General features: G+C 52.7%; 20 protein-coding genes and 1 pseudogene. 20 read left to right on the top strand and 1 reads right to left on the bottom strand.

Translation table 11 applies throughout. The features are described from left to right. Positions 1–18: 18 nt before the first annotated feature. Both BLU30_RS08135 and BLU30_RS08130 read left to right on the top strand, forming a co-directional pair. A complete protein-coding gene (locus tag BLU30_RS08135) occupies positions 19–1,377 on the top strand; it encodes a uroporphyrinogen decarboxylase family protein (RefSeq protein WP_090245358.1) in 1,359 nt (452 codons plus the stop codon). Then, the gene (locus tag BLU30_RS08130; protein WP_090245356.1) at positions 1,361–2,329 is read left to right on the top strand and encodes a GTP-binding protein; all 969 of its coding nucleotides are present in this window, start codon (positions 1,361–1,363) and stop codon (positions 2,327–2,329) included. The genes BLU30_RS08135 and BLU30_RS08130 overlap by 17 nt, the downstream gene beginning before the upstream one ends. Before the next feature lie 32 nt (positions 2,330–2,361). Here BLU30_RS08130 and BLU30_RS08125 read toward each other — a convergent pair whose 3' ends face one another. Next, complete coding sequence (locus tag BLU30_RS08125; protein WP_090245354.1) at positions 2,362–3,270, bottom strand: LysR family transcriptional regulator; 909 nt, start codon at positions 3,268–3,270, stop codon at positions 2,362–2,364. Between the two features lie 259 nt (positions 3,271–3,529). On the opposite strand from BLU30_RS08125, the gene hnr reads away from it, so the two are divergent. The 18 genes and pseudogenes from hnr to BLU30_RS08040 all read left to right on the top strand — a co-directional run. Then, on the top strand, positions 3,530–5,029 hold the full coding sequence (gene hnr, locus BLU30_RS08120; RefSeq protein WP_090245352.1) for a 6-hydroxynicotinate reductase: 1,500 nt from the start codon (positions 3,530–3,532) through the stop codon (positions 5,027–5,029). Continuing rightward, the gene (locus tag BLU30_RS08115) at positions 5,010–5,858 is read left to right on the top strand and encodes an FAD:protein FMN transferase (RefSeq protein ID WP_090245351.1); all 849 of its coding nucleotides are present in this window, start codon (positions 5,010–5,012) and stop codon (positions 5,856–5,858) included. The genes hnr and BLU30_RS08115 overlap by 20 nt, the downstream gene beginning before the upstream one ends. Positions 5,859–5,873: 15 nt before the next feature. After that, positions 5,874–6,779 carry a 2-(hydroxymethyl)glutarate dehydrogenase gene (gene hgd / locus BLU30_RS08110; protein WP_242873546.1) on the top strand — a complete coding sequence of 302 codons (906 nt, stop codon included), beginning with the start codon at positions 5,874–5,876 and terminating at the stop codon, positions 6,777–6,779. Further along, a complete protein-coding gene (gene ndhF, locus BLU30_RS08105; RefSeq protein ID WP_090245350.1) occupies positions 6,780–7,670 on the top strand; it encodes a nicotinate dehydrogenase FAD-subunit NdhF in 891 nt (296 codons plus the stop codon). After that, complete coding sequence (gene ndhS, locus BLU30_RS08100; RefSeq protein WP_090245347.1) at positions 7,663–8,157, top strand: nicotinate dehydrogenase small FeS subunit NdhS; 495 nt, start codon at positions 7,663–7,665, stop codon at positions 8,155–8,157. Before ndhF ends, ndhS begins: the two co-directional genes overlap by 8 nt. Further along, positions 8,157–9,434 carry a nicotinate dehydrogenase large molybdopterin subunit NdhL gene (ndhL, locus tag BLU30_RS14635; protein WP_278286246.1) on the top strand — a complete coding sequence of 426 codons (1,278 nt, stop codon included), beginning with the start codon at positions 8,157–8,159 and terminating at the stop codon, positions 9,432–9,434. Before ndhS ends, ndhL begins: the two co-directional genes overlap by 1 nt. Continuing rightward, positions 9,418–10,410 carry a nicotinate dehydrogenase medium molybdopterin subunit NdhM gene (gene ndhM, locus BLU30_RS14630; RefSeq protein WP_278286245.1) on the top strand — a complete coding sequence of 331 codons (993 nt, stop codon included), beginning with the start codon at positions 9,418–9,420 and terminating at the stop codon, positions 10,408–10,410. The genes ndhL and ndhM overlap by 17 nt, the downstream gene beginning before the upstream one ends. Before the next feature lie 46 nt (positions 10,411–10,456). Continuing rightward, entirely contained in the window at positions 10,457–11,605 is a 1,149-nt protein-coding gene (locus BLU30_RS08090; RefSeq protein WP_090245345.1) for a PTS sugar transporter subunit IIC, read from the top strand. Positions 11,606–11,697: 92 nt separating this feature from the next. Continuing rightward, entirely contained in the window at positions 11,698–12,858 is a 1,161-nt protein-coding gene (gene ena, locus BLU30_RS08085; RefSeq protein ID WP_090245344.1) for an enamidase, read from the top strand. Positions 12,859–12,890: 32 nt separating this feature from the next. Further along, a complete protein-coding gene (locus BLU30_RS08080) occupies positions 12,891–13,472 on the top strand; it encodes an amino acid synthesis family protein (protein ID WP_090245342.1) in 582 nt (193 codons plus the stop codon). 85 nt (positions 13,473–13,557) lie between these two features. Then, entirely contained in the window at positions 13,558–15,402 is a 1,845-nt protein-coding gene (gene mgm / locus BLU30_RS08075; RefSeq protein ID WP_090245341.1) for a 2-methyleneglutarate mutase, read from the top strand. 14 nt (positions 15,403–15,416) lie between these two features. Continuing rightward, positions 15,417–16,559 (top strand): 3-methylitaconate isomerase, encoded by a 1,143-nt coding sequence (gene mii / locus BLU30_RS08070; protein ID WP_090245338.1) that lies wholly within the window; start codon positions 15,417–15,419, stop codon positions 16,557–16,559. Positions 16,560–16,577: 18 nt separating this feature from the next. Continuing rightward, complete coding sequence (locus BLU30_RS08065; RefSeq protein WP_090245336.1) at positions 16,578–18,020, top strand: glutamate mutase L; 1,443 nt, start codon at positions 16,578–16,580, stop codon at positions 18,018–18,020. Further along, on the top strand, positions 18,017–18,886 hold the full coding sequence (gene dml / locus BLU30_RS08060; protein WP_090245334.1) for a 2,3-dimethylmalate lyase: 870 nt from the start codon (positions 18,017–18,019) through the stop codon (positions 18,884–18,886). Before BLU30_RS08065 ends, dml begins: the two co-directional genes overlap by 4 nt. A gap of 13 nt (positions 18,887–18,899) precedes the next feature. Next, a complete protein-coding gene (locus BLU30_RS08055; protein WP_090245332.1) occupies positions 18,900–20,306 on the top strand; it encodes a serine dehydratase alpha family protein in 1,407 nt (468 codons plus the stop codon). A 366-nt stretch (positions 20,307–20,672) separates the two neighbouring features. Next, positions 20,673–21,935, top strand: a complete 1,263-nt coding sequence (dmdA, locus tag BLU30_RS08050) for a 2,3-dimethylmalate dehydratase large subunit (protein ID WP_090245331.1) — start codon at positions 20,673–20,675, stop codon at positions 21,933–21,935. Positions 21,936–21,950: 15 nt separating this feature from the next. Beyond that, the gene (gene dmdB / locus BLU30_RS08045) at positions 21,951–22,442 is read left to right on the top strand and encodes a 2,3-dimethylmalate dehydratase small subunit (protein ID WP_090245328.1); all 492 of its coding nucleotides are present in this window, start codon (positions 21,951–21,953) and stop codon (positions 22,440–22,442) included. A 534-nt stretch (positions 22,443–22,976) separates the two neighbouring features. Next, positions 22,977–23,367 (top strand): annotated as a pseudogene (locus BLU30_RS08040) (sulfide/dihydroorotate dehydrogenase-like FAD/NAD-binding protein); the annotation flags it as partial.

Below are 23,367 nucleotides of genomic sequence, written 5' to 3'. Positions count from 1 at the left end.
ATGAGGAGGAACAAAAACATGAGTAAAGAGTTGATTTTTAAAACAATGCGCCACGAACCAACAGAACGGGTGCCATGGGTTCCCTTTTCAGGCATCCATTCTGGAAAGCTTGGAGGATACACGGCCGAAGAGATTTTAAAGGATGGCCAGAAATTATATGAATCTTTAATGGAAGTGGCCAAGGTTTATGGCCCTGACGGTATGCCCATTATGTTCGACCTTCAGCTGGAAGCCGAAATTCTTGGCTGCGAGCTGCTCTGGGCCCGGGATAACCCGCCTTCCGTGGAAACCCATCCCTACGAAGGGGATAAAAAAGGCATTCCGTGCCGGTGCAAAATCCCTACCCGGGAATCGGGACGAATTCCTGTTATGCTGGAAGCTATGACCAAGCTTAAGGCTTCTGTTGGGGAGGATATCGCCCTCTATGGCTTGATTTGCGGCCCCTTCACCCTGGCATCCCATCTTCGGGGCAGTGAAATCTTTACCGATATGCTCATGGATGAGGATTATGTCCGGGAACTGGTTGGCTTCTGCGCGGAAGTGGCCATTAAAATGAGTGAAATGTACATTGAAGCCGGGATGGATATCATCGCGGTGGTGGATCCCCTGGTCAGCCAAATTGCACCGGAATCCTTTGATGCCATGTTGGCAGAATCCTTCACCGCCGTCTTTGATTATATCCGCAGCCGGGACCGCTTCTCCTCTTTCTTCGTGTGCGGGAATGCGACACCTCAGCTGGATGTCATGTGCAAGACTAACCCGGACAGCATTGCCGTCGATGAAAATGTGGATTTCAAATATGGGAAATCGGTATCCGATCAATACAATATTGCCATTAGCGGGAATATCCCCTTGACCGTGGTCATGCTCCACGGCGAACCCAATGACAACCGGAAATGCGTCATTGATCTTCTGGATTCCATTGAGGACAAACGCAATATGATTGTCAGTCCTGGTTGTGATATGCCCTACGATGTGCCCCTGGAAAACACCATCGCCTGTGCCCAAGCCGTTAAAAGCACCGAACAGGCCCGGGAAATGATCGTCGGTTATGAAGGGATGGATTTAAGCGATATTGAAGTTGAAATACCGGATTATGATCATCTTGAACGCCCCTTTATCGAAGTTTTCACCCTGGACTCCGTACAGTGTGCAGCCTGTACCTATATGATGGCTGCGGCAACCCGTGCCAAGGAAAAATACGGCGATCAAATCGATATTATTGAGTACAAATATACGGTTAAAGAAAATATGGTTCGATGCCAGAAGATGGGCATCACCAACCTGCCCACCATGGTCATTAATGGCGAAATTAAGCACGTTTCCATTATTCCCGATAATGAAGAATTAAGCCAGGAAATTGAAGCCCTCTTATAAAGGTGTCACCTGCCAGTGTGACATTGCGCATCGAAAAACGAATATCTGTTTATTGACAGGTTTTTTAGGCGCCGGAAAGACGACGTTGCTCAAAGAGTTGATGTCGTCTTTTCAGCGTCAAAGGATTGGAGTTATCGTCAATGATTTCGGGAAGATCAATGTTGACTACCGGTTAGTGGAAACCGAGGGTATGGCCATGGCCGAGGTTTCCAACGGCTCCATCTTTTGTGCCTGTGTGAAGGATAAATTTGTAGATAGTCTCATCGCCATGTCCCAGTGCGATATTGACATGCTGTTCATCGAAGCATCGGGGCTGGCAGACCCTTCCAACATCGGGACGATTCTGGAGGGGATTCGTGGGAAAACCGGAGATGCCTTTCATTATCAAAGTGCTCTTTGCGTTATCGATGGGGAAACCTACTTGAAAATGTCAAAGATACTACCGGCTTTGACCCGGCAGGTGGAGTATTCCGATATTGTCCTTGTTAATAAGGCGGATCGAATGGATGCGGACACCCGGGACGGGGTGGTTGCCCGGGTGATGGCAATCAATCCCGGTGCCCAGGTTTTTGTGACCACCTATTGTCAGTTTGATTACAAAGCGGTCTTGGGCGTTAAAGCCAGTTGCCGGGATGCCAAGGAAACCACCAACACCCCAGAGAGCCGCCCGGTGACCTTGAACCTGGAGGCTGTGCATTCCATGGATTACAAGGCTTTCAATGATTTCTTAAAGGCAGTTATCCCCGATACCTATCGGTTTAAGGGCTTTGTTAAAACCCTGGATGGGGATTTTGAAGTCAGTGCAGTAGGGGACTGTGTGGAAATGCAAAAGGCCCAAAAGCCTGTTGAAAAAACAGAGCTGGTGGCCATTTCCGCAGTGGGTCTTCGCTTGTACACCACGGTGACCAAGGCCTCCAAGGCATTTTTGCATGGGGCATTAAAAATTCTTTGAGAAGAATTCTTAATGCCCTCGGATCCCACCCCCTACTGCAGAGGCAGGCTTTGGTTATTGAAAAACTGGATAAAGTTTAACAGGGTGAGGGACAAAGGGCTGTCTGCATTCCAGATGATATAGGCACAGGAGGAAATAGTGGGGCTGGTGATGGTCTTGACCACCATGTCTGAATCATTTTTAAGTAGGGAAGAGGTGTAGGGTACAATGGCAACACCCAAGCCCTGCTCCGCCCAGCTGAGCGAAGAGGACAAATCGTTATTCAGACAGAAGAACTTTGGAATAAAGCCCTTCTGCCGACAATTATTGGTAATGAGCTCCCGGTAGCGGTGGTGAACGATTAAAGGCGTATTTTTAAGTTCGGCTAAATCGATACTGGGTGACTCTAAATCCTTGTAAAAGGACGGCTTGGCCATGGTGACAAAGGAATCAAAATGGGGGTTGCTCAGACCATCGTTTTCCAGGAGGATCGAATGAAAATCATGGAGGTTAAAGGGCTCCCGGACGATTCCCAGGTCAACAGAACCAATGGAGAGGAGGGCACAAATGGAAGCCGTGCTTCCTTCCACTATATCAAAATGAACATTGGGTTCAATTTCTAAAAATTCTTTAATTCGCTGGGGGAGCAGCTGGTTACAGGCCGAGGTAATGGTGCCAATGCGAATGATTTCCTGTTTTTGCGCCTCCTCAGCCTGGAGGTCTGCGATGGTTTCATTGATAAGGCTGAGAATTTCTTTGGCGCGCTCCTGGAGGAGTAACCCCTTTTCGGTAATGATCATTCGTTTTTTTTCGCGCTTAAACAGCTCAATGTCAAATTCCTCTTCCAGTGCTTTTAGGGATTGGCTAAGGGGGGGTTGGCTGATGTTCAGATTGATGGCAGCCTTTGTAATGTTCTCCGTTTCAGCAATCGCTAAAAAATATTCAAGCTGTTTTAATGTCATGACGATCAAACCTCCTAGTTTTAAGATGAACAACCATATCGATTTAATTTCATTTTAGCATAGAGCAATATAAAATGCTATCCCTATCGGTATCTACAAATGAAAACAAGTCATATCGAAAAGATATGATGCAATGGAAATTTTCTAAATATTTAATATTGGGAATAAAGTGAAGAGTTCAATATAATAGGATTAAGTATTTGGAAAGGAGAATCAGTGGCGGAGAGGCACCGATTATTCGATGAAGGAGATCTAGAGGATGTTTAAAATTGATGAAGAAAAGTGTAAGAAGTGTCGGATGTGTGTCAAAGAATGTCCGGTTCATGCGGTGTATTATGAAAAAAAGGACAAAGGGGCAATTGTAGAAATTACGGAAAAATGTGTGGAATGTGGTATTTGCAAACGGGTATGTAAATTTGGTGCCATCGAAAATGACGCACCCTTAGAATCTGTGATTACCTGCAGCTCCTGTCCCATTCAATGTAAGGTCCCCCTGGGGGAAACCGGGGCCTGTACGCGTTATCGCAATGTTGGCGGAAAGCTGGTAAGGGATCGGGAGCTGGTGGTTGAAGCCTTAGAACAAAAGGAAGCAGCGGACAATATCAAAAAGCCCATCATTACAGCCGTGGGAGCCGGAACCAACTACCCCTGTTCCAAGCCAGCCCCCCATATTGTCAGTGAATGCCGGGATGGCGTGGATGTGGTGACGGTGGTTACTGAAGCTCCTCTGAGCTACAGTGGACTGGTGATTAAGCTGGATACCAACACTTATATTGGGGAAGAAGGGGACCCGGTATACCGTGACGGCAAGGTTGTGGGGATGGTCAACACCGAAGAATATGGCTCGAAGATGATTGCCATTGGCGGTGCCAATAGACTCACTGGAGATAATGGCTTTGCCACGGCCCGGACCATTGTAGAGCTGGCCAACGGGGAAGAGGTCGAGCTAAAGGTCAACAAAAAGATCGTGCTGAAGCTTAAAGCCGGTGTGGCACCGGTCATCGATGGTGTTGAAGAAAGCATCATGCGCATTGGCTGCGGTAGTGCCACCGTGGGACTCTTTGCCAAGCGAATGAAGGATGCGGTGGATGAATGTATCGTGATCGACCACCATGTCATCGGCTTGTGCTCTGAGCATTTGGCGGGTGAAGCCGTGGGAATGACCTGGAGCGGGATTATCCCCAATGCCACCAAAAGCTCCAGAGGCCGTTACTTTGGCGGTCATGGCAGCGGCATTGGCGGAACCTCCCTGGAAACGCCCCGGGACGCCATCAAGGGCGCAGATATGAGCATTGCTAAAGCAGGTATGCAGGTGATGGTGGTGAACACCACCGGTGAGATTTACGCTTTGTTTGAGCTGAAGGCCGATGGCAGTTTTGACGAAATTCCCATGACGGAAGCCGCCCTTGGTGTGGCCTTAGCCATTCAGGATAATTGCCAACGTTCCATGACCTCGATTTTATACACCGGGGGAACCGGCGGCAGCGCCCGGGGTGGGGTGTGTACCCATCCGGTGAAGATTACTGAAGCCGTCCATGAACAAAAAGCGGTATTAACCATTGGGGGAGCTCCCGCCTTCGTTTATCCTGGCGGCGGAATTAACTTCATGGTGGATACTCAAAAGGTGGTGAATAAGGCCTTTACCTGGGTGCCCACACCGGCAACGGTGGCGCCGGTGGAATACACCATGACGGTAGCGGATTACGAAGCCATGGGTGGCCATATGGATCAGATCAAAGATGTGTCCGAGTACAAATAAGGACTTCTTCCGGGTGCTGACCGATGGCAGGGTCTACGTGGATTACGGGCCAGTATCCATGGTTCTGTCGGCCATGAAAAATGGGGTAGCACAGCCTTCTCTGTGTGCTGCCCACGCCCAGGCCATTCCCGGGATTTTGGAAGAAATCGCAGAAGTCCGGGATCAATTATGCCGCTATCCGGCGGAGATTCATGGCAAGGGCCTGCGTGGCCTGCCTCTGGAGATGGTCGAAACCGTTCGCCGGGTGGGTGAACCGACCTTAACCCCAATGGCGACAGTGGCGGGAACGGTGGCGGACTGTGTGGCGGATCAGCTGTTCAAGGAGGATGTGGACACGGTGATTGTTAACAATGGCGGGGATATTGCCCTTCGGCTGCGCCGGGGTGCCAGTATCCGCATGGGAATCCTTCCGGATTTGGCCGCAGGGCAGATCACCCAAACCATTACCCTCACAGAGGAGGATGGCATCGGTGGAGTGTGTACCAGTGGATTAGGCGGACGGAGCTTCACCCGGGGGATTGCCAATGCCGTCACTGTTTTTTCAAAGCGTTGTATGATTGCCGATGCCTGTGCAACACATCTGGCTAATACTTCCTATGTGGCATGTGATGGGGTGATTACCGCCAGGGCTGGAGATATTAAGCGAGAAAGCGATATTGCAGAACTTCAGGTTGTTACCCAGGTGGGCGTTCTCAGTGATGGGGTTCGGAAAAAGAGTCTTAAACAGATAGAGGCAGAAGCGGTACGCCAGGCCCGAATGGGGAATGTGGCAGCGGTCTTTGCCGATGTTGGGGGCACCGCCATGGCGTGGCACCCCAATGAAGTATAGAGATGGAGTGGAACAATGGAAAAATCAATTAAAATTGGATTTATCGGGTTAGGGGCCATGGGAAAACCCATGGCAATCAACCTCCTCAAAGAGGGGGTTACGGTGTATGCTTTCGATCTGATGGAAGCCAATGTGGCTGCCGTGGTGGCCCAGGGGGCCCAAGCCTGTGAAAATAATCAGAAGGTTGCTGCTGCTTCGGATATTATTTTTACCTCTTTGCCCAATGCCGGGATTGTAGAAACCGTCATGAATGGGCCTGGGGGAGTCCTTTCGGCTTGTAAAGCCGGGACGGTCATTGTGGATATGAGCAGCGTGTCCCCATCTTCCACCTTGAAAATGGCCAAGGTCGCTGCAGAAAAGGGTATCGATTATGTGGATGCCCCGGTAAGCGGCGGAACCAAGGGGGCCGAAGCTGGAACCCTGACCATTATGGTGGGGGCCTCAGAAGCGGTCTTTGAGAAAATACAGCCCGTCCTTTCTGTTATTGGTAAAGATATTTATCATGTGGGGGATACGGGTGCAGGGGATGCGGTGAAAATTGTCAACAACTTGCTTCTCGGCTGTAATATGGCCAGCCTGGCCGAAGCGCTGGTCCTTGGGGTGAAATGTGGATTAAAACCAGAAACCATGCAGGAAATCATCGGGAAAAGCTCAGGCCGAAGCTATGCTATGGAAGCGAAGATGGAAAAATTCATCATGAGCGGTGATTTTGCAGGGGGATTTGCCATGGATCTCCAGCATAAGGATTTAGGCCTGGCCCTGGAGGCTGGTAAGGAGGGAAATGTCCCCCTGCCAATGACCGCCATGGCGACCCAAATTTTCGAAGGCGGACGGGCTATGGGTCTGGGCCGGGAGGATATGTCAGCGGTCATTAAGGTATGGGAGCAGATGACCGGCGTTTCAGTTTCAGGAGGGCAATAGATGAAAGACTTTGAATTTTTCGCCCCTAAAACCTTAGAGGAAGCAAAAGGCCTTTTGCATCAGTATAAGGATGTTCCCCCGGCAATCATTGCAGGAGGGACAGATTTGGTCATTGAAATCAATGATCGCTGGGAAAAGCCGGATGTGGTGATCGATATTAAGAAGCTTAAAGAGCTGGAATACATCCGGGTAGAGGAAAACACCATTCATATCGGTGCGCTGTCGACCTTTACCCAAATTGAAAACCATCCCTTTATCCGCTCCCATGTCCGGGCTCTGTATAAAGCCGCCAGCCAGGTGGGTTCCCCCCAAATCCGGAATCTGGGAACCATCGGCGGGAATTTATCCACCTCCTCCGTGGCTGGGGACGGGGTCTCTGCCATGACGACACTGGATGCCACGGTGGTGCTGGAAAGCGTCCGGGGCACCCGGCAGATGAAGCTGACGGATTTCTTCGATGGAGAGGGCTTCAAACGGCGCAATGCTCTGGAAGCTGATGAGATCATGACCGAGGTCATCATCGACCGCCCGGATGCCCACAGTGCCAGTGCCTTCTACAAACTGGCCAAGCGGAAATCCCTGGCGATCTCCGTCATCGGAGGCGGTATGGCCGTTAAGGTGGATGACGCTGGGGTGTGTACCTGGGCATCCATGCGGGGTGGCTGTATTGGCCGTTATCCCCTCCATTTTAAACAGGCCGAGGAAATGCTGGTGGGGGCACCCCTGACCATGGAAACCATGGAAGCCACCCTTCCCATTCTCCACGACACCGTGTACGATATGGCCCGGGCCCGTCCCTCTGTGCTGTATAAAAAAGAAAGTGTCCAGGGCGTCTTTAAAAAGCTTTTTGTGGACATTCTGGATCAATTAGAAGGGGGATGCAATGAATAAAATCACCATTAATCTTAACCTCAATGGGGAGGCACGGAGCATCGTGACTGAACCCAACAAACGGCTTTTAGATCTTCTTCGGGAGGATTTTGGACTGACCAGCGTGAAAGAGGGCTGCTCCGAAGGGGAATGTGGGGCCTGCACTGTCATCTTCAATGGCGATCCGGTAACCACCTGCTGTATGTTGGCTGGACAGGCTGACGAATCCACCATCATTACCCTGGAAGGGGTGGCAGAGGATGGCAAGCCCAGCCTGCTGCAGCAATGTTTTCTGGAAGCTGGGGCTGTCCAGTGCGGGTATTGTACCCCGGGGATGATCCTGACGGCCAAGGCCCTTCTGGATAAGAACCCCGATCCCACGGATGAAGAAATCACGGTGGCCATGTCAGGTAATTTGTGCCGCTGTACGGGCTATATTAAAATTCACGCTGCTGTGCGCTACGCCGTGGAACGGATGCGCGAACTGAGGATGAAGGAGGGCGCCTGATGGGAAAGGACTATCAAGTACTTGGAAAAAACAAGGTCAAGGTTGATTCCCTGGAAAAAGTGATGGGCACCGCTAAATTTGCGGCGGATTATTCCTTCCCGGATATGCTCTACGCTGGGGTGTTTCGAAGTACCGTACCCCATGCCAGAATTGTATCCCTGGACCTTTCCAAAGCCCGGGCCATTGACGGTGTGGAAGCGGTGTTAGACTACCACGCCATTCCAGGAAAGAATCGATTTGGCATTATTATAAAGGATGAGCCTTGCCTGGTGGATGATAAGGTCCGCCGGTATGGCGATGCCATTGCCGTAGTGGCCGCCCAGACCCCGGACCTGGTTCAGGAAGCCCTGGATGCCATCACCATCGAATACGAGGAGCTGGAAGGGATTTTCACCATGGAGCGGGCCTTAGAAGAAGACTCCCCGGCCATCCATGGCGACACCAATATTCACCAGGTCAAACATTTGGAATACGGGGATGTGGATGCTGCCTTTAAACAATGTGATATCGTTGTGGAGGATACCTATTCCACCCATCGTCTGACCCATATGTTCATCGAGCCCGATGCCGGCGTATCCTATTACGACAATGAGGGAATGCTCACCGTTGTGGTGTCGACCCAGAATCCCCATTATGACCGGGGAGAGGTTGCTGGAATGCTGGCTCTGCCCAACAGTAAGGTCCGGATTATCCAGGCCACCACTGGCGGTGGATTTGGCGGGAAGCTGGACCTTTCGGTTCAGTGCCATTGCGCCCTGCTGACTTACCACACCAAAAAGCCCGTGAAGATGGTTCGCTCCCGGGAGGAATCCACGACGGTCTCATCCAAGCGTCACCCCATGACCATGCATTGTAAGACCGGAGCGACCAAGGATGGACGACTCCAGGCGGTACAGGTTGAAATGTTTGGGGATACCGGGGCTTATGCCTCCTACGGACCGGCGGTTATCACCCGGGCAACGGTGCATTGCATGGGACCCTACGTGGTGCCCAATGTACGGGTAGATGCTAAATTTGTCTATACCAATAATCCCATGAGCGGTGCCTTCCGGGGATTTGGTGTTCCCCAGGCATCGGTATGTCATGAGGGACAGATGAATGCATTGGCCAAGGCCCTGGGAATGGACCCCATTGATATCCGGATTCTCAATGCGCATCAGGTCGGAGCGAAGCTGGCCACCGGACAAGTTCTGGAAAACAGCGTCGGCTTAATCGAAACACTGGAAAAAGCCAGAGAAAAAGCAGTGGAGGTGATGGGTTATGAAAAAACGCGGTAAAGGTGTGGGCAGTATGTGGTACGGCATCGGGAATACGGGCCTGCCCAACCCTGCAGCTGCCTTCGTGGAGATCCACGGAGATGGTTCCGCCAACGTGATGTTTGGTGCGGCGGATATCGGACAGGGAAGTGGGACGGCCATGGCCCAGATCGCCGCTGAAGAGCTTGGACTTGATTATGAAAAAATTCATGTGACCTGGGGAGATACCATGGTCACCCCGGATGGTGGGGCAACGTCAGCTTCCAGACAAACCCTTATCACCGGAAACGCCGTTATTCTGGCTTGCCGCCAGGCCAAGGAAACCCTGGCTAAAACCGCAGCGGAAAAATTGGATTGTGCCCCTGAGGAGCTGAGCTTCAGAGACAACACCGTTTTTATCACTGCAGATCCAGAGCGAAGCATGACCTATGGCGAGCTCATGGCAGCCATGAAAGCCGCTGGACGGATGGCTGTCGGTGCAGGGTCCTATAACCCTAACACAACGGGCCTGGCTCCAGAGAATATGTCTGGTATTCCCTTTGAGGTTTACTCCTATGCCACGACCATTGCTGAGGTGGAAGTGGATACGGAAACCGGGGAGGTGGATGTCCTTAAGGTGGTTTCCGCCCACGATGTGGGAACTCCCATCAACCGATCCATGGTCGAGGGCCAGATCGAAGGGGGGGTCACCATGGGCCAGGGCTTCGTCCTCATGGAGGAAATTGAAGTCAATACTAAAAATGGTGCCATTAAGAACCCGTCCATGTCGAAATACATCATTCCGTCCAACCGGGACGTGCCAGAGATCCATTCAATCCTGGTAGAAAGCGAAGGCGGACCAGGACCCTTCGGTGCAAAGGGTGTGGGCGAACCGGCCCTGATTCCCATGATTCCGGCGGTCGTTGCCGCCATTGAAGATGCCCTGGGTACACGTTTCACCCATACCCCCATTATGCCGAAAGACATTGTGGCAGCGGTAAAGGCACAAGAAAAATAAAACTGAATACAATCCATTAATGTTAACAATTAGAGAGGGAAACACTATGGAAAACAAAGAGAAAAACGCAGTCCTACGGTTTTTGGAGAAAAAGAATGTCATTATCTCGTTTAAGCGATATGGCATCGATGCGCTTTCTGCAATGGCCCTCGGGCTATTCGCATCGCTCCTCATCGGGACGATCATTACCACCATCGGTCAGAATATCGGGAATTCCACCCTGGATCTGGCCACGGCAACGAATGTATCAACCCTGGATTATATGGCGGTGAAGCTGGTGGAAATCGGGGGATTTGCAACCTCGGTGACCGGCTGTGCCATGGCTATATCCATTGGGTACGCGTTGCAGGCACCACCCCTGGTTTTATATTCACTGGCAGCCGTTGGGCAAGCCACCAATAAGCTTGGCGGGGCCGGCGGCCCAATGGCCGTGCTGGTGGTTGCCATTTTGGCAGCAGAACTTGGAAAAATTGTTTCGAAGGAAACAAAGGTCGACATCATCGTGACACCCTTTGTGACCATTGCCGGGGGGATCATCATCGCCATGGCCATTGCACCAGCCATTGGTGCGGCGGCCAGCAGCATCGGCTTTGCCATTATGTGGGCCACGGATTTCCAGCCCTTCATCATGGGCGTTTTGGTTTCGGTGATTTGCGGGATCTGTCTGACCTTGCCCATCAGCTCGGCGGCCATTTGTGCGGCCTTGGGCCTTGTGGGTTTAGCCGGTGGGGCTGGAGTAGCAGGATGCTGTGCCCAGATGGTTGGCTTTGCGGTCATGAGTTATCCTGAAAATGGTTTTGGGGGACTCATCGCCCAGGGGATTGGGACCAGTATGCTTCAGGTTCCTAATATTTTAAGGAATTGGAAGATTTGGATTCCACCCATTGTGGCTTCGGCCATTACGGGTCCTATTGCGACTTGCATCTTTAAGCTGAAAATGAATGGTGCCCCGGTATCGTCCGGAATGGGAACTTCTGGCCTCGTCGGTCAAATCGGAGTAATCACCGGTTGGGCCTCACCTTCAGAAAATGCCCTGGCCCTGGGTGAAGCCGCTGTGCAGGCAGGTGCTTGGGATTGGATCGGCTTGATTCTAATCTCCTTCGTGCTGCCGGCAATACTGACTCTGGCCGTTGCCATTCCCCTGCGTAAAATTGGTTGGATTCAAAAAGATGATTTAAAAATTGACATGGGTTGATGCCACACACTGGCTGGGGCACAAGCCATGGGAAAAAAACAACTGAGTCATTCACGGGTCATTACCCATGAAAATATAATGGAGGAACTGTTATGAGTAAAACAATTATCAAAAACATTGGAAAAATTGTAAGTGGCGACATCAAAAGCCCCGTGCTGCAAGCCGACACTATTGTTGTGGAAGACGGCCTCATTGCTGCCATTGGCGGTGAAGAGCTGATGAAGGATGCGGGTGATGCCACCATCATTGACGCCGCAGGTTCTACGGTAACTCCTGGGTTGCTTGATACCCATGTCCATGTTAGCGGTGGGGATTACGCCCCCCGTCAGAAAACCATGGATTTCATCAGCAGCGCCCTGCATGGCGGGGTCACTACCATGATTTCCGCAGGATCTCCCCATTTCCCGGGACGCCCCAAGGATGCCGCAGGGACCAAGGCCCTGGCCATCACCCTGTCTAAGTCCTACTATAATGCCCGTCCGGCGGGTGTGAAGGTCCACGGTGGCGCCGTTATTCTGGAAAAAGGACTGACGGAAGAAGATTTTATCGAAATGAAGAAGGAAGGGGTCTGGATCGTTGGAGAAGTCGGTCTGGGGACTATTAAGAACCCGGAAGATGCCGCTCCCATGGTGGAATGGGCCCATAAACATGGCTTTAAGGTGCAGATGCATACCGGTGGGACCTCCATTCCAGGAAGCTCTACCGTTACGGCGGATGATGTCATTAAAACCAAACCCGATGTGGTTTCCCATATCAATGGCGGCCCTACGGCCATTTCTGTTCAGGAAGTGGACCGCATCATGGATGAAACAGATTTTGCCATGGAAATCGTCCAGTGTGGGAATCCTAAAATTGCAGATTATGTGGCCAGACGGGCTGCAGAAAAGGGACAGCTTGGCCGGGTAATTTTCGGAAACGATGCCCCCTCAGGTACGGGTCTCATTCCCCTGGGTATCCTGCGCAACATGTGCCAGATTGCTTCTATGTCGGATATCGATCCTGAAGTTGCCGTGTGCATGGCTACTGGGAATTCCACAGCGGTGTATGGCCTCAATACCGGGGTTATTGCACCGGGGAAGGAAGCGGATCTCATCATCATGGATACGCCTCTGGGCTCTGTGGCAGAGGATGCCATGGGCGCCATTGCCGCTGGAGATATTCCTGGCATCAGCGTGGTCCTCATTGATGGTGAGGCTGTGGTGACCAAGAGCCGCAACACCCCACCGGCAAAAAGAGCTGCAAAGATTTTATAATTTAAACCATTTAGAATAAAGGAGAAATAATTATGGCTGTAGAACCGAAAATCAGAAAAATTGTCACAACGATTGAAGATGTTAAATTTGAAGGCTTTAAGGAATTAGACCAACCCATTAAAACCGTATCCGTGGCTGCCGTCATCGAAAACCCTTTTGCTGGGAAGTACGTTGAAGATTTAAGCGAACTCAGCGAAATCGGTGAATGGCTGGGTGAACATCTCAGCAAAGCTGCTGCAGAAATTTTAGATGGCCACGTTGAAACCTACGGCAAGGGCGCCATCGTTGGATCCAATGGCGAGTTAGAACATGCCGGTGCCATCATGCACCCCAAGCTGGGCAAGCCCATGCGTGAAGCCATCGGTGGTGGGAAATCCATTATTCCTTCCGCTAAAAAATCTGGCCCTGCGGGAACCAGCCTGGATGTGCCGGTGCATTTCAAGGATGCGGCCTTTGTTCGGACCCACTACGGTGCAATGGAAGTACGGATTCCTGATGCTCCTAAGTGTAACGAAATCGTCGTAGCCCTGGTCTTCTCCAATGGCGGACGCCCCCATGCCAGAATCGGTGGGCTGACCATGGCAGAAGCGAAATGCGAAGACGGCTTGCGGTAAAGTAAGATGATTTAGCTTCCCTGGGTTTCCCAGGGAAGCTGAAAGATAGAGAATCAGATGTTGAAGAGAGTGGAATGAGGAGAGTATGCAAGAGAAAACAAAAAGAATCATAAAAGAGGATATTGAAGCGGTTCGGGCGTACAGTGATTGCTTCGATGTGGAAATGCCGGATTTGGATGAAAATGGTGAGGTGATCGGACTGCCGGCACCCTATCCCCGGGAAGTGGCTGGAACAGTTCGCAGCGGCTATCGGATTTACGATCTGGCTAAAAAGGCAAAGGAACGAGGCTGGCCGATTCAGAACCCCATTTTGGGTCGGAATACGGCAGAGGAAACCTATGGGGAATCCCAGGAAATGTACGCTTATGCTGATAAATTTGATGAAACCCTCTTCCACTTTGTCCACGCTGAAGCCACCCGACATATCGATCCTTTGAAGGGTCGGGAGCTCATCAACCAATCCCGGGGAAAGGGTGGTATTACACCCATAGGTGAGCGGGAATTTATCGCCATGGGCGGTGGTTCCAAGCATCCGGTGCGGATTAACGCCACCGGGGATACCCCCCATCTGTCCATTATCAATGCCCTGATTGCAGGCTTTGATGGGACGGATATCGGACCGGTGATCCACGTTCACTTTGGGGGACGGGGAATTCACGACTATAAGACCAAAGTGGTCAATGGCTATAAGGCCATCCAGATTTGTGCAGAAAATAATATTTTCGTCCAGCTGGATTCCCATAAGCACCTCAACAACATCGGGGGCACCGACGGCATGGCTCTGGCCATGTGCCTGCTCTCCGAAGGGCTGGCGGTCCACGCTGGACTGCCCTGGGAGCTATCCGCTATCCAGATGAATGTGGCCGGTATCAATATCTACGCCGACCTGGCCGTCATGCGGGCCTTCCGCAAGGCCTGCCACAGTAAATCCATCATCGCCGTGCCGGAAACCTTCCAGAACCCACCGGGAAACCTGGTGGCAGAGGCGGCCCATTTCTCGCGGATGGCTGTAACCGCCAAGCTGGGTGGTGCCGATTTCTACCGGCCCAAGGCCGCAGAATCCGTGGGGATTCCCACCGGGGATTCCATGGGCCAGGCCATCTGGGGGACCGAGGATGTCTTTGGCCATGTGGTCAATCCGGATATCCAGTCTCCGGTCATCGACGCCCGGGAGGCTGAAATCATTGATGAAGCCCTGGCTGTGCTGGAAGCCACCCTCCATTTAGAAGGGCTGACCTTAGAAGCCATGACCGATGATTTCTGGAAGCAATGGTCGGATGAGGCGCTCATCGACCTCATCGTTGCCGCCGGTAAGGCCGGGGTGTTAGATAGCCAGCGGGCTGCCGGCTGGGACTTAAAGCGCCACGTGGTGGTGAACCGGGATAAAGACGGTATCACCCGCTACGTCAAGGGCTACACCCCCCTAGGGGTGGATGCCAGCCGCTGTGCCCAGAGTGATGAGGATGTGGAAGTTCATGTGGAAAAAGCCCCCACTCGTCCGGAAAAAATCGTCCTGGCCACCGTTGGTGCGGATGCCCATGTCAATGGGATCAATGTCATCCGGGAGGCTTTCCAGGATGCGGGCTACGATGTGGTCTACCTCCGGGGGATGAACCTGCCGGAAAGCGTGGCTGAGGTTGCCGCCGAGGTGGGTGCCGATGCCGTGGGCGTCAGCAATCTGCTGGGCCTGGGTATGGAGCTCTTCCCGCGGGTCAGCAAGCGCCTGGAGGAATTGGGTCTCCGGGATAAAATGGTGGTCTGTGCTGGGGGCAGAATTGCCGAAAAGGAAGAAGAGCACCGTCAATTCGAAGAAAAAATCCAAAAGGAAGGCAGTGCCTTCATGGGAATGGATGGCTTCTTTGGACCGGGGAGCTCACCAGAGGACTGTGTTAAAATCATCGGCGATATGATCAATGCCAAGAAAGCATAATAAGGAGGAGAATGATGAGTGATCAAATGCGAATCCCCTGTGTCATCATGCGGGCAGGGACCAGCAAGGGAATCTTTTTAAAGGGAAATGACCTGCCAGCAGATCAGGAACTGCGGGATAAGGTGATTCTGCGGATCTTTGGGAGCCCGGATGTCCGCCAAATCGACGGCTTGGCTGGGGCAGACCCCCTGACCAGCAAGCTGGCTATTATCGGACCATCCACCCATCCCGATGCCGATGTGGACTACACCTTTGCCCAGGTGAGCATCACCGATGCTGTGGTGGACTACAACGGCAATTGCGGGAATATTTCCGCTGGGGTTGGTCCCTTTGCCATTGACGAATCCTTTGTCAAGGCCGTGGAACCCATGACCCGGGTTTGCATCCATAACACCAATACCGGCAAGCTGCTTTACGCCGAGGTAGAGGTGGAAGATGGTAAGGCCAAGGTAAGCGGTGACTGCAAAATTGATGGGGTTCCCGGTACCAACGCGCCGGAGCTCATGGATTTTTCAGATACTGCGGGTGCAGCCACGGGGAAGGTGCTGCCCACGGGCAATGTGGTGGATGTGTTGTCCACCAGCAAGGGAGATATTGATGTGTCCATCGTGGATGTGGCCAATCCCTGTATCTTCGTCCACGCTAAGGATGTCAATATGACAGGGACAGAAACCCCGGATGTCATCAATGGGAATGCGGATCTTCTGGCTTATCTGGAAGAAATTCGGGCGAAATGCTGTGTGAAAATTGGCATGGCGGCCACAGAAAAGGAAGCCTCTGAAAAATCACCGGCTTTCCCGATGATTGCCTTTGTCACGAAGCCTGAAGATTATGTGGATTTTTCCACGGGCAATACCATCTCCGGGGATGATGTCGACCTGGTGTCCCGCCTGATGTTCATGCAGGTCCTCCACAAGACCTATGCCGGTACGGCCACGGCCTGCACTGGTTCGGCCGCCCGCATTCCGGGCACCATCGTCAACCAGGTTCTTCGGGACACCGGGGACGAGGACACGGTACGTATCGGCCATCCCGCCGGGGTTATCCCCGTGGTTTCCATCGTCAAGGATGGGAAGGTTGAAAAAGCTGCCCTTATCCGCACTGCCCGACGGATTATGGAAGGCTATGTCTACGTCGAAAAAGCGAAATTAGTTTAAGAAATCGGGAGGCGGAGTATGGACGCGAATCTCATTGTATTTGACATCGGCAGTACCTGGACCAAGGCCGTGGCCTTCCGCCTGGATGGCCGGAAGCTGACCTATTTGGCCAGGGGCCAGGCCATCACCACCGTGAAGGATGTAACAGTGGGAGCCGCCCAGGCTGAATTGGCCATCCAAAAACAAGGTGTTAGTCTGGAGGAGGGGTACAAACGCTACAGCTCCTGCAGTGCCGCCGGGGGCCTTCGGATGGTAGCCATGGGCTATATGCCCAAGGTGACCGCCAAGGCGGCCAAAGAGGTCGCCATGACTGCCGGCGCCCGGGTGATGGAGGTTATTTCAGTGGATGAGCCTCCGGAATTTCGGGAGGAGGTCCTCCATGAAATCCGTCCGGATATTATTCTTCTTGCCGGGGGAACGGACAATGGCGATGAATCCTCGGCCTTGGAAAACGCAGAAATCATCTGCCGGGCGAAGGTAACGGCGACGGTTATCGTGGCCTGTAACCAGGTGGCCCAGCGCAGGGTGGTGCGCCTTTTAACAAAGGCTGGCATCCCCAGCATCCGCATTCCGAACATCATCCCCACCATTCACGAGCTGAATACAGTGCCCGCCCGGGAGGCCATCCACAGCCAATTTATTAAACAAATCACCCAGGCCCGGGGCGTCCAGGAATTTTGTAAAACCCTGAGCAATCAGGAGGTCATCCCCACACCCGGGGCCGTCTTCTTCGCCAGCGAGCTGCTGGCCAAGGGAATTTACGGTAAAGAGGGCATCGGAAGCCTGATGCTTATTGATATTGGTGGGGCAACCACCGATATCCATTCCGCGATACCGGAGCTATTAGAACTCAAGATCGAGGAACGGGGACTGCTGATCAATAATGAAAAGCAGTACTCCTACCGGACGGTGGAGGGAAACCTGGGGATGCGCATTAGCGCCGGGGGCGTGTTAGATATCGTAGGGGTAGAAAACCTACTGACTTATGCTGGCCCCGGAGTGGGGGAAACAGACATCATCGATTATATTGAAAGGGTTGAAGAACAGCCTGATCACATCCCCCAGAGTGAAAAAGAAAAAGCGATGGACCATGCCATTGCAACCTGTGCCATCAATCTGTCCATCAGACGTCATGCCGGCTTTTATGCCAAGGAGAATGACGCGGTGATGGGGGTGATGGCCGGGACGGCCATGGGCAGAGATTTAAGATATATTAAAAACATCGTTTGTTCCGGAGGGGTTCTGGTGAACGCCACGGACGAGGAGAAACGAGAAATCATAACCCATGCCTTTGAGAATCCAGGGAACTCCCTGTTGCCCATCCAGGAACCACGGCTCATTTATGACGAGCACTACTTGCTTTTTGCCCTTGGGGTTTTAAGCAAATGGTACCCCGAAGCCGTTCTGGATTTTATGCTTGAAGAATGGAAAAATATAGAACATGAGGAGATTAACCAATGAATACAGCAGCAAAGATGAGAGAATTATTAAGCACTAAGAAAATGGTAGTGGCACCTGGTGCCCACGATGCCATGACCGCAAAGGTCATTGGCCGTTTGGGATTTGATGCCGTTTATATGACCGGCTACGGCCAATCCGCCAGCCATTTAGGTCAGCCGGATGTCGGGCTTTTAACCATGACTGAAATGGTTGCCCGTGCCAACGCCATCGTTGAAGCTGCTGGTGTCCCTGTGATTGCCGATGCCGATACTGGCTTTGGAAATGCCGTCAATGTTATGCGCACCGTCCGGGAATATGAAAAAGCCGGTGTGGCTGTCATCCAGTTGGAAGACCAGGTCATGCCTAAGAAGTGCGGCCATATGGTCGGCCGTGAAATTGTGTCCAAGGAAGAAATGGTCGGGAAGATCAAAGCCGCCGTGGATACCCGTGTGAACCCGGATTTCATGATCATGGCCCGAACCGATGCCAGAACCACCAAGGGAATTGACGAAGCCTTGGAACGGGGCCTGGCTTATAAAGAAGCCGGTGCCGATATTATCTTCATCGAATCCCCAGAGGGCGAAGAAGAAATGAAGCGCATCAACGAAACCATCCCAGGCTACACTCTGGCCAACATGGTGGAAGGCGGTCGTACTCCTTTATTAAAGAATGCTGAGCTGGAAGCACTCGGTTATAATATCACCATTTATCCCACCGCATCCATCTATGTGGCGACTAAGGCCATGGTGGATCTGTGGACCGCTCTGAAGAATGACGACACCACCGCCGGTGTGATGGATACCATGGTCACCTTTAGTGAGTTCAACGACCTCATGGGACTGGAAAAGATTCGCGAAGTCGAACACAACTACGCCACCGGACGCTAGGCGGGTGAAGGCCATGACAGAATTAAGACAAAGAATCGAGGAACAAAACCCTCTGACCATCGGTGAAGTCGTGGCCTTAGCCACTGAATTCGGCGCCCGGGTAGAGGATGTGGTGCTGCTGGAATGCGAAATCCAATCCGGGTTGTCCCGGGAGGAGATTTTAACCCAGGTTATGGCAGAGTATGAGCATAATATTCGTGCTCTGGAAATTGGTCTGGTGGATGGCGAAAGCATCCTTTTGGGGACAGTGGCCTCCCAATTAGCAGGGATTGAAGGCCCAAAGTGCTTCGGTGATAAATTTTTAGATGATGCCCTGCTCTATACCCTGGCTGCCCAGGTGGGAAACCACTGCATCGGCCTGCGGCCCTGCGCCGGAACCGGGGATTCCTGTCCCTATGCCGGCTTTGTAAAGGCCATGCAGGAAAACGGCTACGATGCCAAACGGGTGGCAGAAATCGCTGCCGTCATCTTAAAAATTGGTAGTCTTTTCCGGGTGGGGAAGGTGACCACGGGTTGTAACATGGAAGGCTTTGGTGCGGGTTCTGCCTGTATCGCCGCTGCCACCGCGCTCTTAGAAGGCGGGACTCCGGAGCAAATGGAAAAGGCCATGGTGTTGGCCATGTCCCCCACCATCGGCGTGCCCTGCACTCCTCGGGTACTGGTACCCGCTCTGTGCACCACCCATGTCGGCGGTGCCATCCTCATGGGGATGTATGCCGGCCGGCTGTGCACCAAGGTGGAGATGACCGTCAACGTTCCCTTCGATGTGATGATCTCCATGGCCAGCCGGGTCCATGTGGAATCCGGGAAGCACCTGGTGCCCACTGTCGTGGAATACATGGAGCCCTTCTTCCGCAAGAAGGAAAAGGTGGAATCCCTGGTGAGTGAAGAGGTCAAATCGGCGGAAGCCCAGGAAGAAGTGGAGACTCTGGCCAAGGCCAAGGTCATTGCTAAGGAGATGGCCAAGGGCACCAAGGGCATCCTCCATACCTACGGCGATGCCGTCGTCGGTGGCAGCAGCCAGGCCGTGGGTTCCCCCACCAATGCGGCCCGCATTGCCCACCGCTTAGCCAAGGGGACCATTAAGAAGGTTACCATCGAGCTGTATCCGGAGCTATTCAAACGCCGCTCCATCAATGTACCCGGTGTCCTCATGGGAGCCGTCTTCGGTGCCTCCACCTCGGATTATGAGATGTATAATAAAGCCATCGATATGGTGAAGGAAAAGGGCATTGAGGTGGAAATCGTCGAGGGCAGTGAGCATGCCATTCAGCGCATCACCATCGAAACGGATCTGATGACTTGCTCCGTCAATACCTTAAACCGCGGCGGAGGACGGCTGGTCATGCGGGAGGCATCCCCATCCACGGAAGAGGCCATCGCAGCCGCCCAGGAAATTGGCGTTCAGCTGGTGGATTAGATCCGAGTGGATACACATCAATGAATCGGCAGGTATCACGACGAATGGGAGAGACGTTTCAGCCACCCTCGCCTGTGATACCTTTTTTAGATGAAGAATGAAAAATTTACGCAAACAGAGGGAAGGGTGAGGATAAAAATACGAGAACCCCGGCGGCCCCTGCGGATGGTAGCTTTCCATGTTACGGTACTTAAGGAAGCGAACCTGACTTAAACCTGATCAAAACCGAAGGTTTTGCAATCTGACGAATGAGTGTATTCCCTTTGTTCGTCAGCGCCTGGGGTCCGGGGTGAATCTTTTTTATCCTCAACCTGACCGCACACGGTTTCACTTTTTTAGATGAAGAATGAAAAGGAGAATTATATTATGGGAATGACAATGACCCAGAAGATCCTGGCTGCCCACGCCAGTCTGGATAGCGTGAAAGCTGGCGATCTCATTATGGCCGACCTGGATATGGTCTTAGCCAATGATATCACCGGTCCGGTGGCCATCAACGTGTTTGGGACCATCGACAAGGAAAAAGTCTTTGATAAGGATAAGATCGCCCTGGTGCCGGACCACTTCGCGCCGGCCAAGGATATTAAATCCGCTCAGCAGTGCAAGCAGGTCCGCTGCTTCGCCTGTGACCAGGAGATTACCAATTACTTTGAAATCGGGGAAATGGGCATCGAACATGCCCTCCTGCCGGAAAAGGGCTTAGTCGCCGCCGGCGATGTGGTCATCGGTGCGGACTCCCACACCTGTACCTACGGTGCCTTAGGCGCCTTCTCCACTGGTGTGGGCTCCACGGATATGGCCGTGGGGATGGCCACGGGTAAGGCTTGGTTTAAGGTCCCTGCCGCCCTGCGCTTTAACCTCACCGGCACCCTTAATAAAAACGTCTCTGGGAAGGACCTCATCCTCCACATCATCGGGATGATCGGCGTGGACGGTGCCCTGTACCGCTCCATGGAATTCACGGGACCAGGGGTGGCCTGCCTGAGCATGGATGACCGGTTCACCATTTCCAACATGGCCATTGAGGCCGGTGGGAAGAACGGTATCTTCCCGGTGGACGATCAGACCATCTCCTATATGGAAGAACATGGCTCCGGGGATTATAAAGTTTATGCTGCCGACGCGGATGCCGTTTATGAAAAGACCTTCGACATCGATTTAAGTCAGCTGAAATCCACCGTGGCGTTCCCGCACCTGCCGGAAAACACGAAGACCGTGGATGCCATCGAAGAACCGGTAACCATTGACCAGGTGGTCATTGGCTCCTGCACCAACGGCCGTTTTGAGGATCTCAAGCGCGCGGCAGATATTCTCCGGGGCAAGCATGTGAAGAAGGGTGTCCGGATGTTAGTCATCCCCGCCACCCATAAGATTTATTTAGATGCCATGGAAGCGGGTTATCTCCGTGAGTTCATCGAAGCCGGGGCCACCATCTCGACGCCTACCTGCGGGCCCTGCCTGGGTGGTTACATGGGGATTCTGGCTGAAGGAGAACGCTGTGTCTCCACCACCAACCGGAACTTCGTCGGACGTATGGGCCATGTGGATTCCGAGGTCTATCTGGCCAGCCCGGAAGTCGCTGCGGCATCTGCCATCCTGGGACGTATTGCGACCCCAGACGAATTATAAGAGGAGGACATTTAGATGAAAGCAAAAGGAAGTGTATTTCGGTATGGTGACAATGTCGATACGGATGTCATCATCCCGGCCCGCTTTTTAAATACCAGTGATCCCCTGGAGCTGGCGGCTCACTGTATGGAAGATATCGACGCGGATTTTTCCAGCAAGGTGAATGCCGGGGATATTATCGTGGCCGATGATAACTTTGGCTGTGGCTCCTCCCGGGAGCATGCCCCCATCTCCATCAAGGCCTCTGGGGTGTCCTGTGTCATCGCCAACAGCTTCGCCCGGATCTTCTATCGCAACGCCATTAACATCGGCCTGCCCATTCTGGAATGCCCGGAAGCCGTGGCGGTTATCGAAGCTGGAGATGAAGTCGAGGTGGACTTCGATTCCGGCGTCATCACCGATGTGACCAAGGGCCAGTCCTTCCAGGGCCAGGCCTTCCCGGAATTCATGCAAACCCTCATCGCCGCCGGCGGATTAGTGAATTATATTAACGCCACTGAGAAGTAGAGGGGCGGGAGCTGGGCGGTGGGGGTAGCGCTCTATGAAGGGGCGGGGGGCTGGACATATGCTTTCACTTCGTCTGCTTGCGGATTCGGACGGGGGATGTTACCGAAAGTGCATGGCACTTTCGAACATTCACCCGTCCGCCCCGATGCAGACTTACGTGAAAGATATGTCTATCCCCCCTTTGATTGTTGGGCACCGCCGCCCAGGAAATCCAGTGTCCAAGAGTACCAGCCAAATAAGCGGAGAAACCAGTGATCGCTGTGGCGGTAACAACACACTCAGGGTGGTCGGACATATCTTTTGTGGAAGTCCACATCGAGGCGAACTGGCATGTGTTCGAAAACGCGGAGCGGTTTCGGTAACACACCCAGTCCGAATTCGAAAGTGGACGGAACAAATAGCATATGTCCGACCACCCGCCGCTCTTAGAGACCCTACGCTACCGCCCCTCCAACCACCCGTATCCTCACGGCCCCAGAACGAAACACCTATGATTTGCATTTGAGAATGACAAGCAAGAATAAAGGAGAGAGTATGTACAAAATCGTCAAAGCCGAACACCTGGCGGATAACATCGTCCTGATGGACGTATTGGCTCCCCGGGTCGCCAAGCATTGTGAACCCGGACAATTCATCATCGTCCGGCTGGATGAACGGGGGGAACGCATCCCCTTAACCATCTGTGACTATGACCGGGAAGCCGGCACCGTCACCATCGTATTCCAGGAAGTGGGCGCCTCCACCGTCCGCATGGCCGAATTAAAAGAAGGCGACGCCTTCTTAGACTTCATCGGACCCTTAGGCTGCGCCTCGGAATTTATTGAAGAAGACATCGAAACCTTAAAAGCCAAGAAAATCCTCTTCGTCGCCGGCGGTGTGGGTGCCGCCCCCGTCTATCCCCAGGTCAAATGGATGCATGCCCAGG

Source organism: Eubacterium barkeri, assembly GCF_900107125.1.
GTDB classification, from domain to species: domain Bacteria; phylum Bacillota; class Clostridia; order Eubacteriales; family Eubacteriaceae; genus Eubacterium_O; species Eubacterium_O barkeri.
The sequence above is the reverse complement of the archived record's forward strand: the minus strand, read 5'-3'. Positions and strand labels throughout refer to the sequence as shown.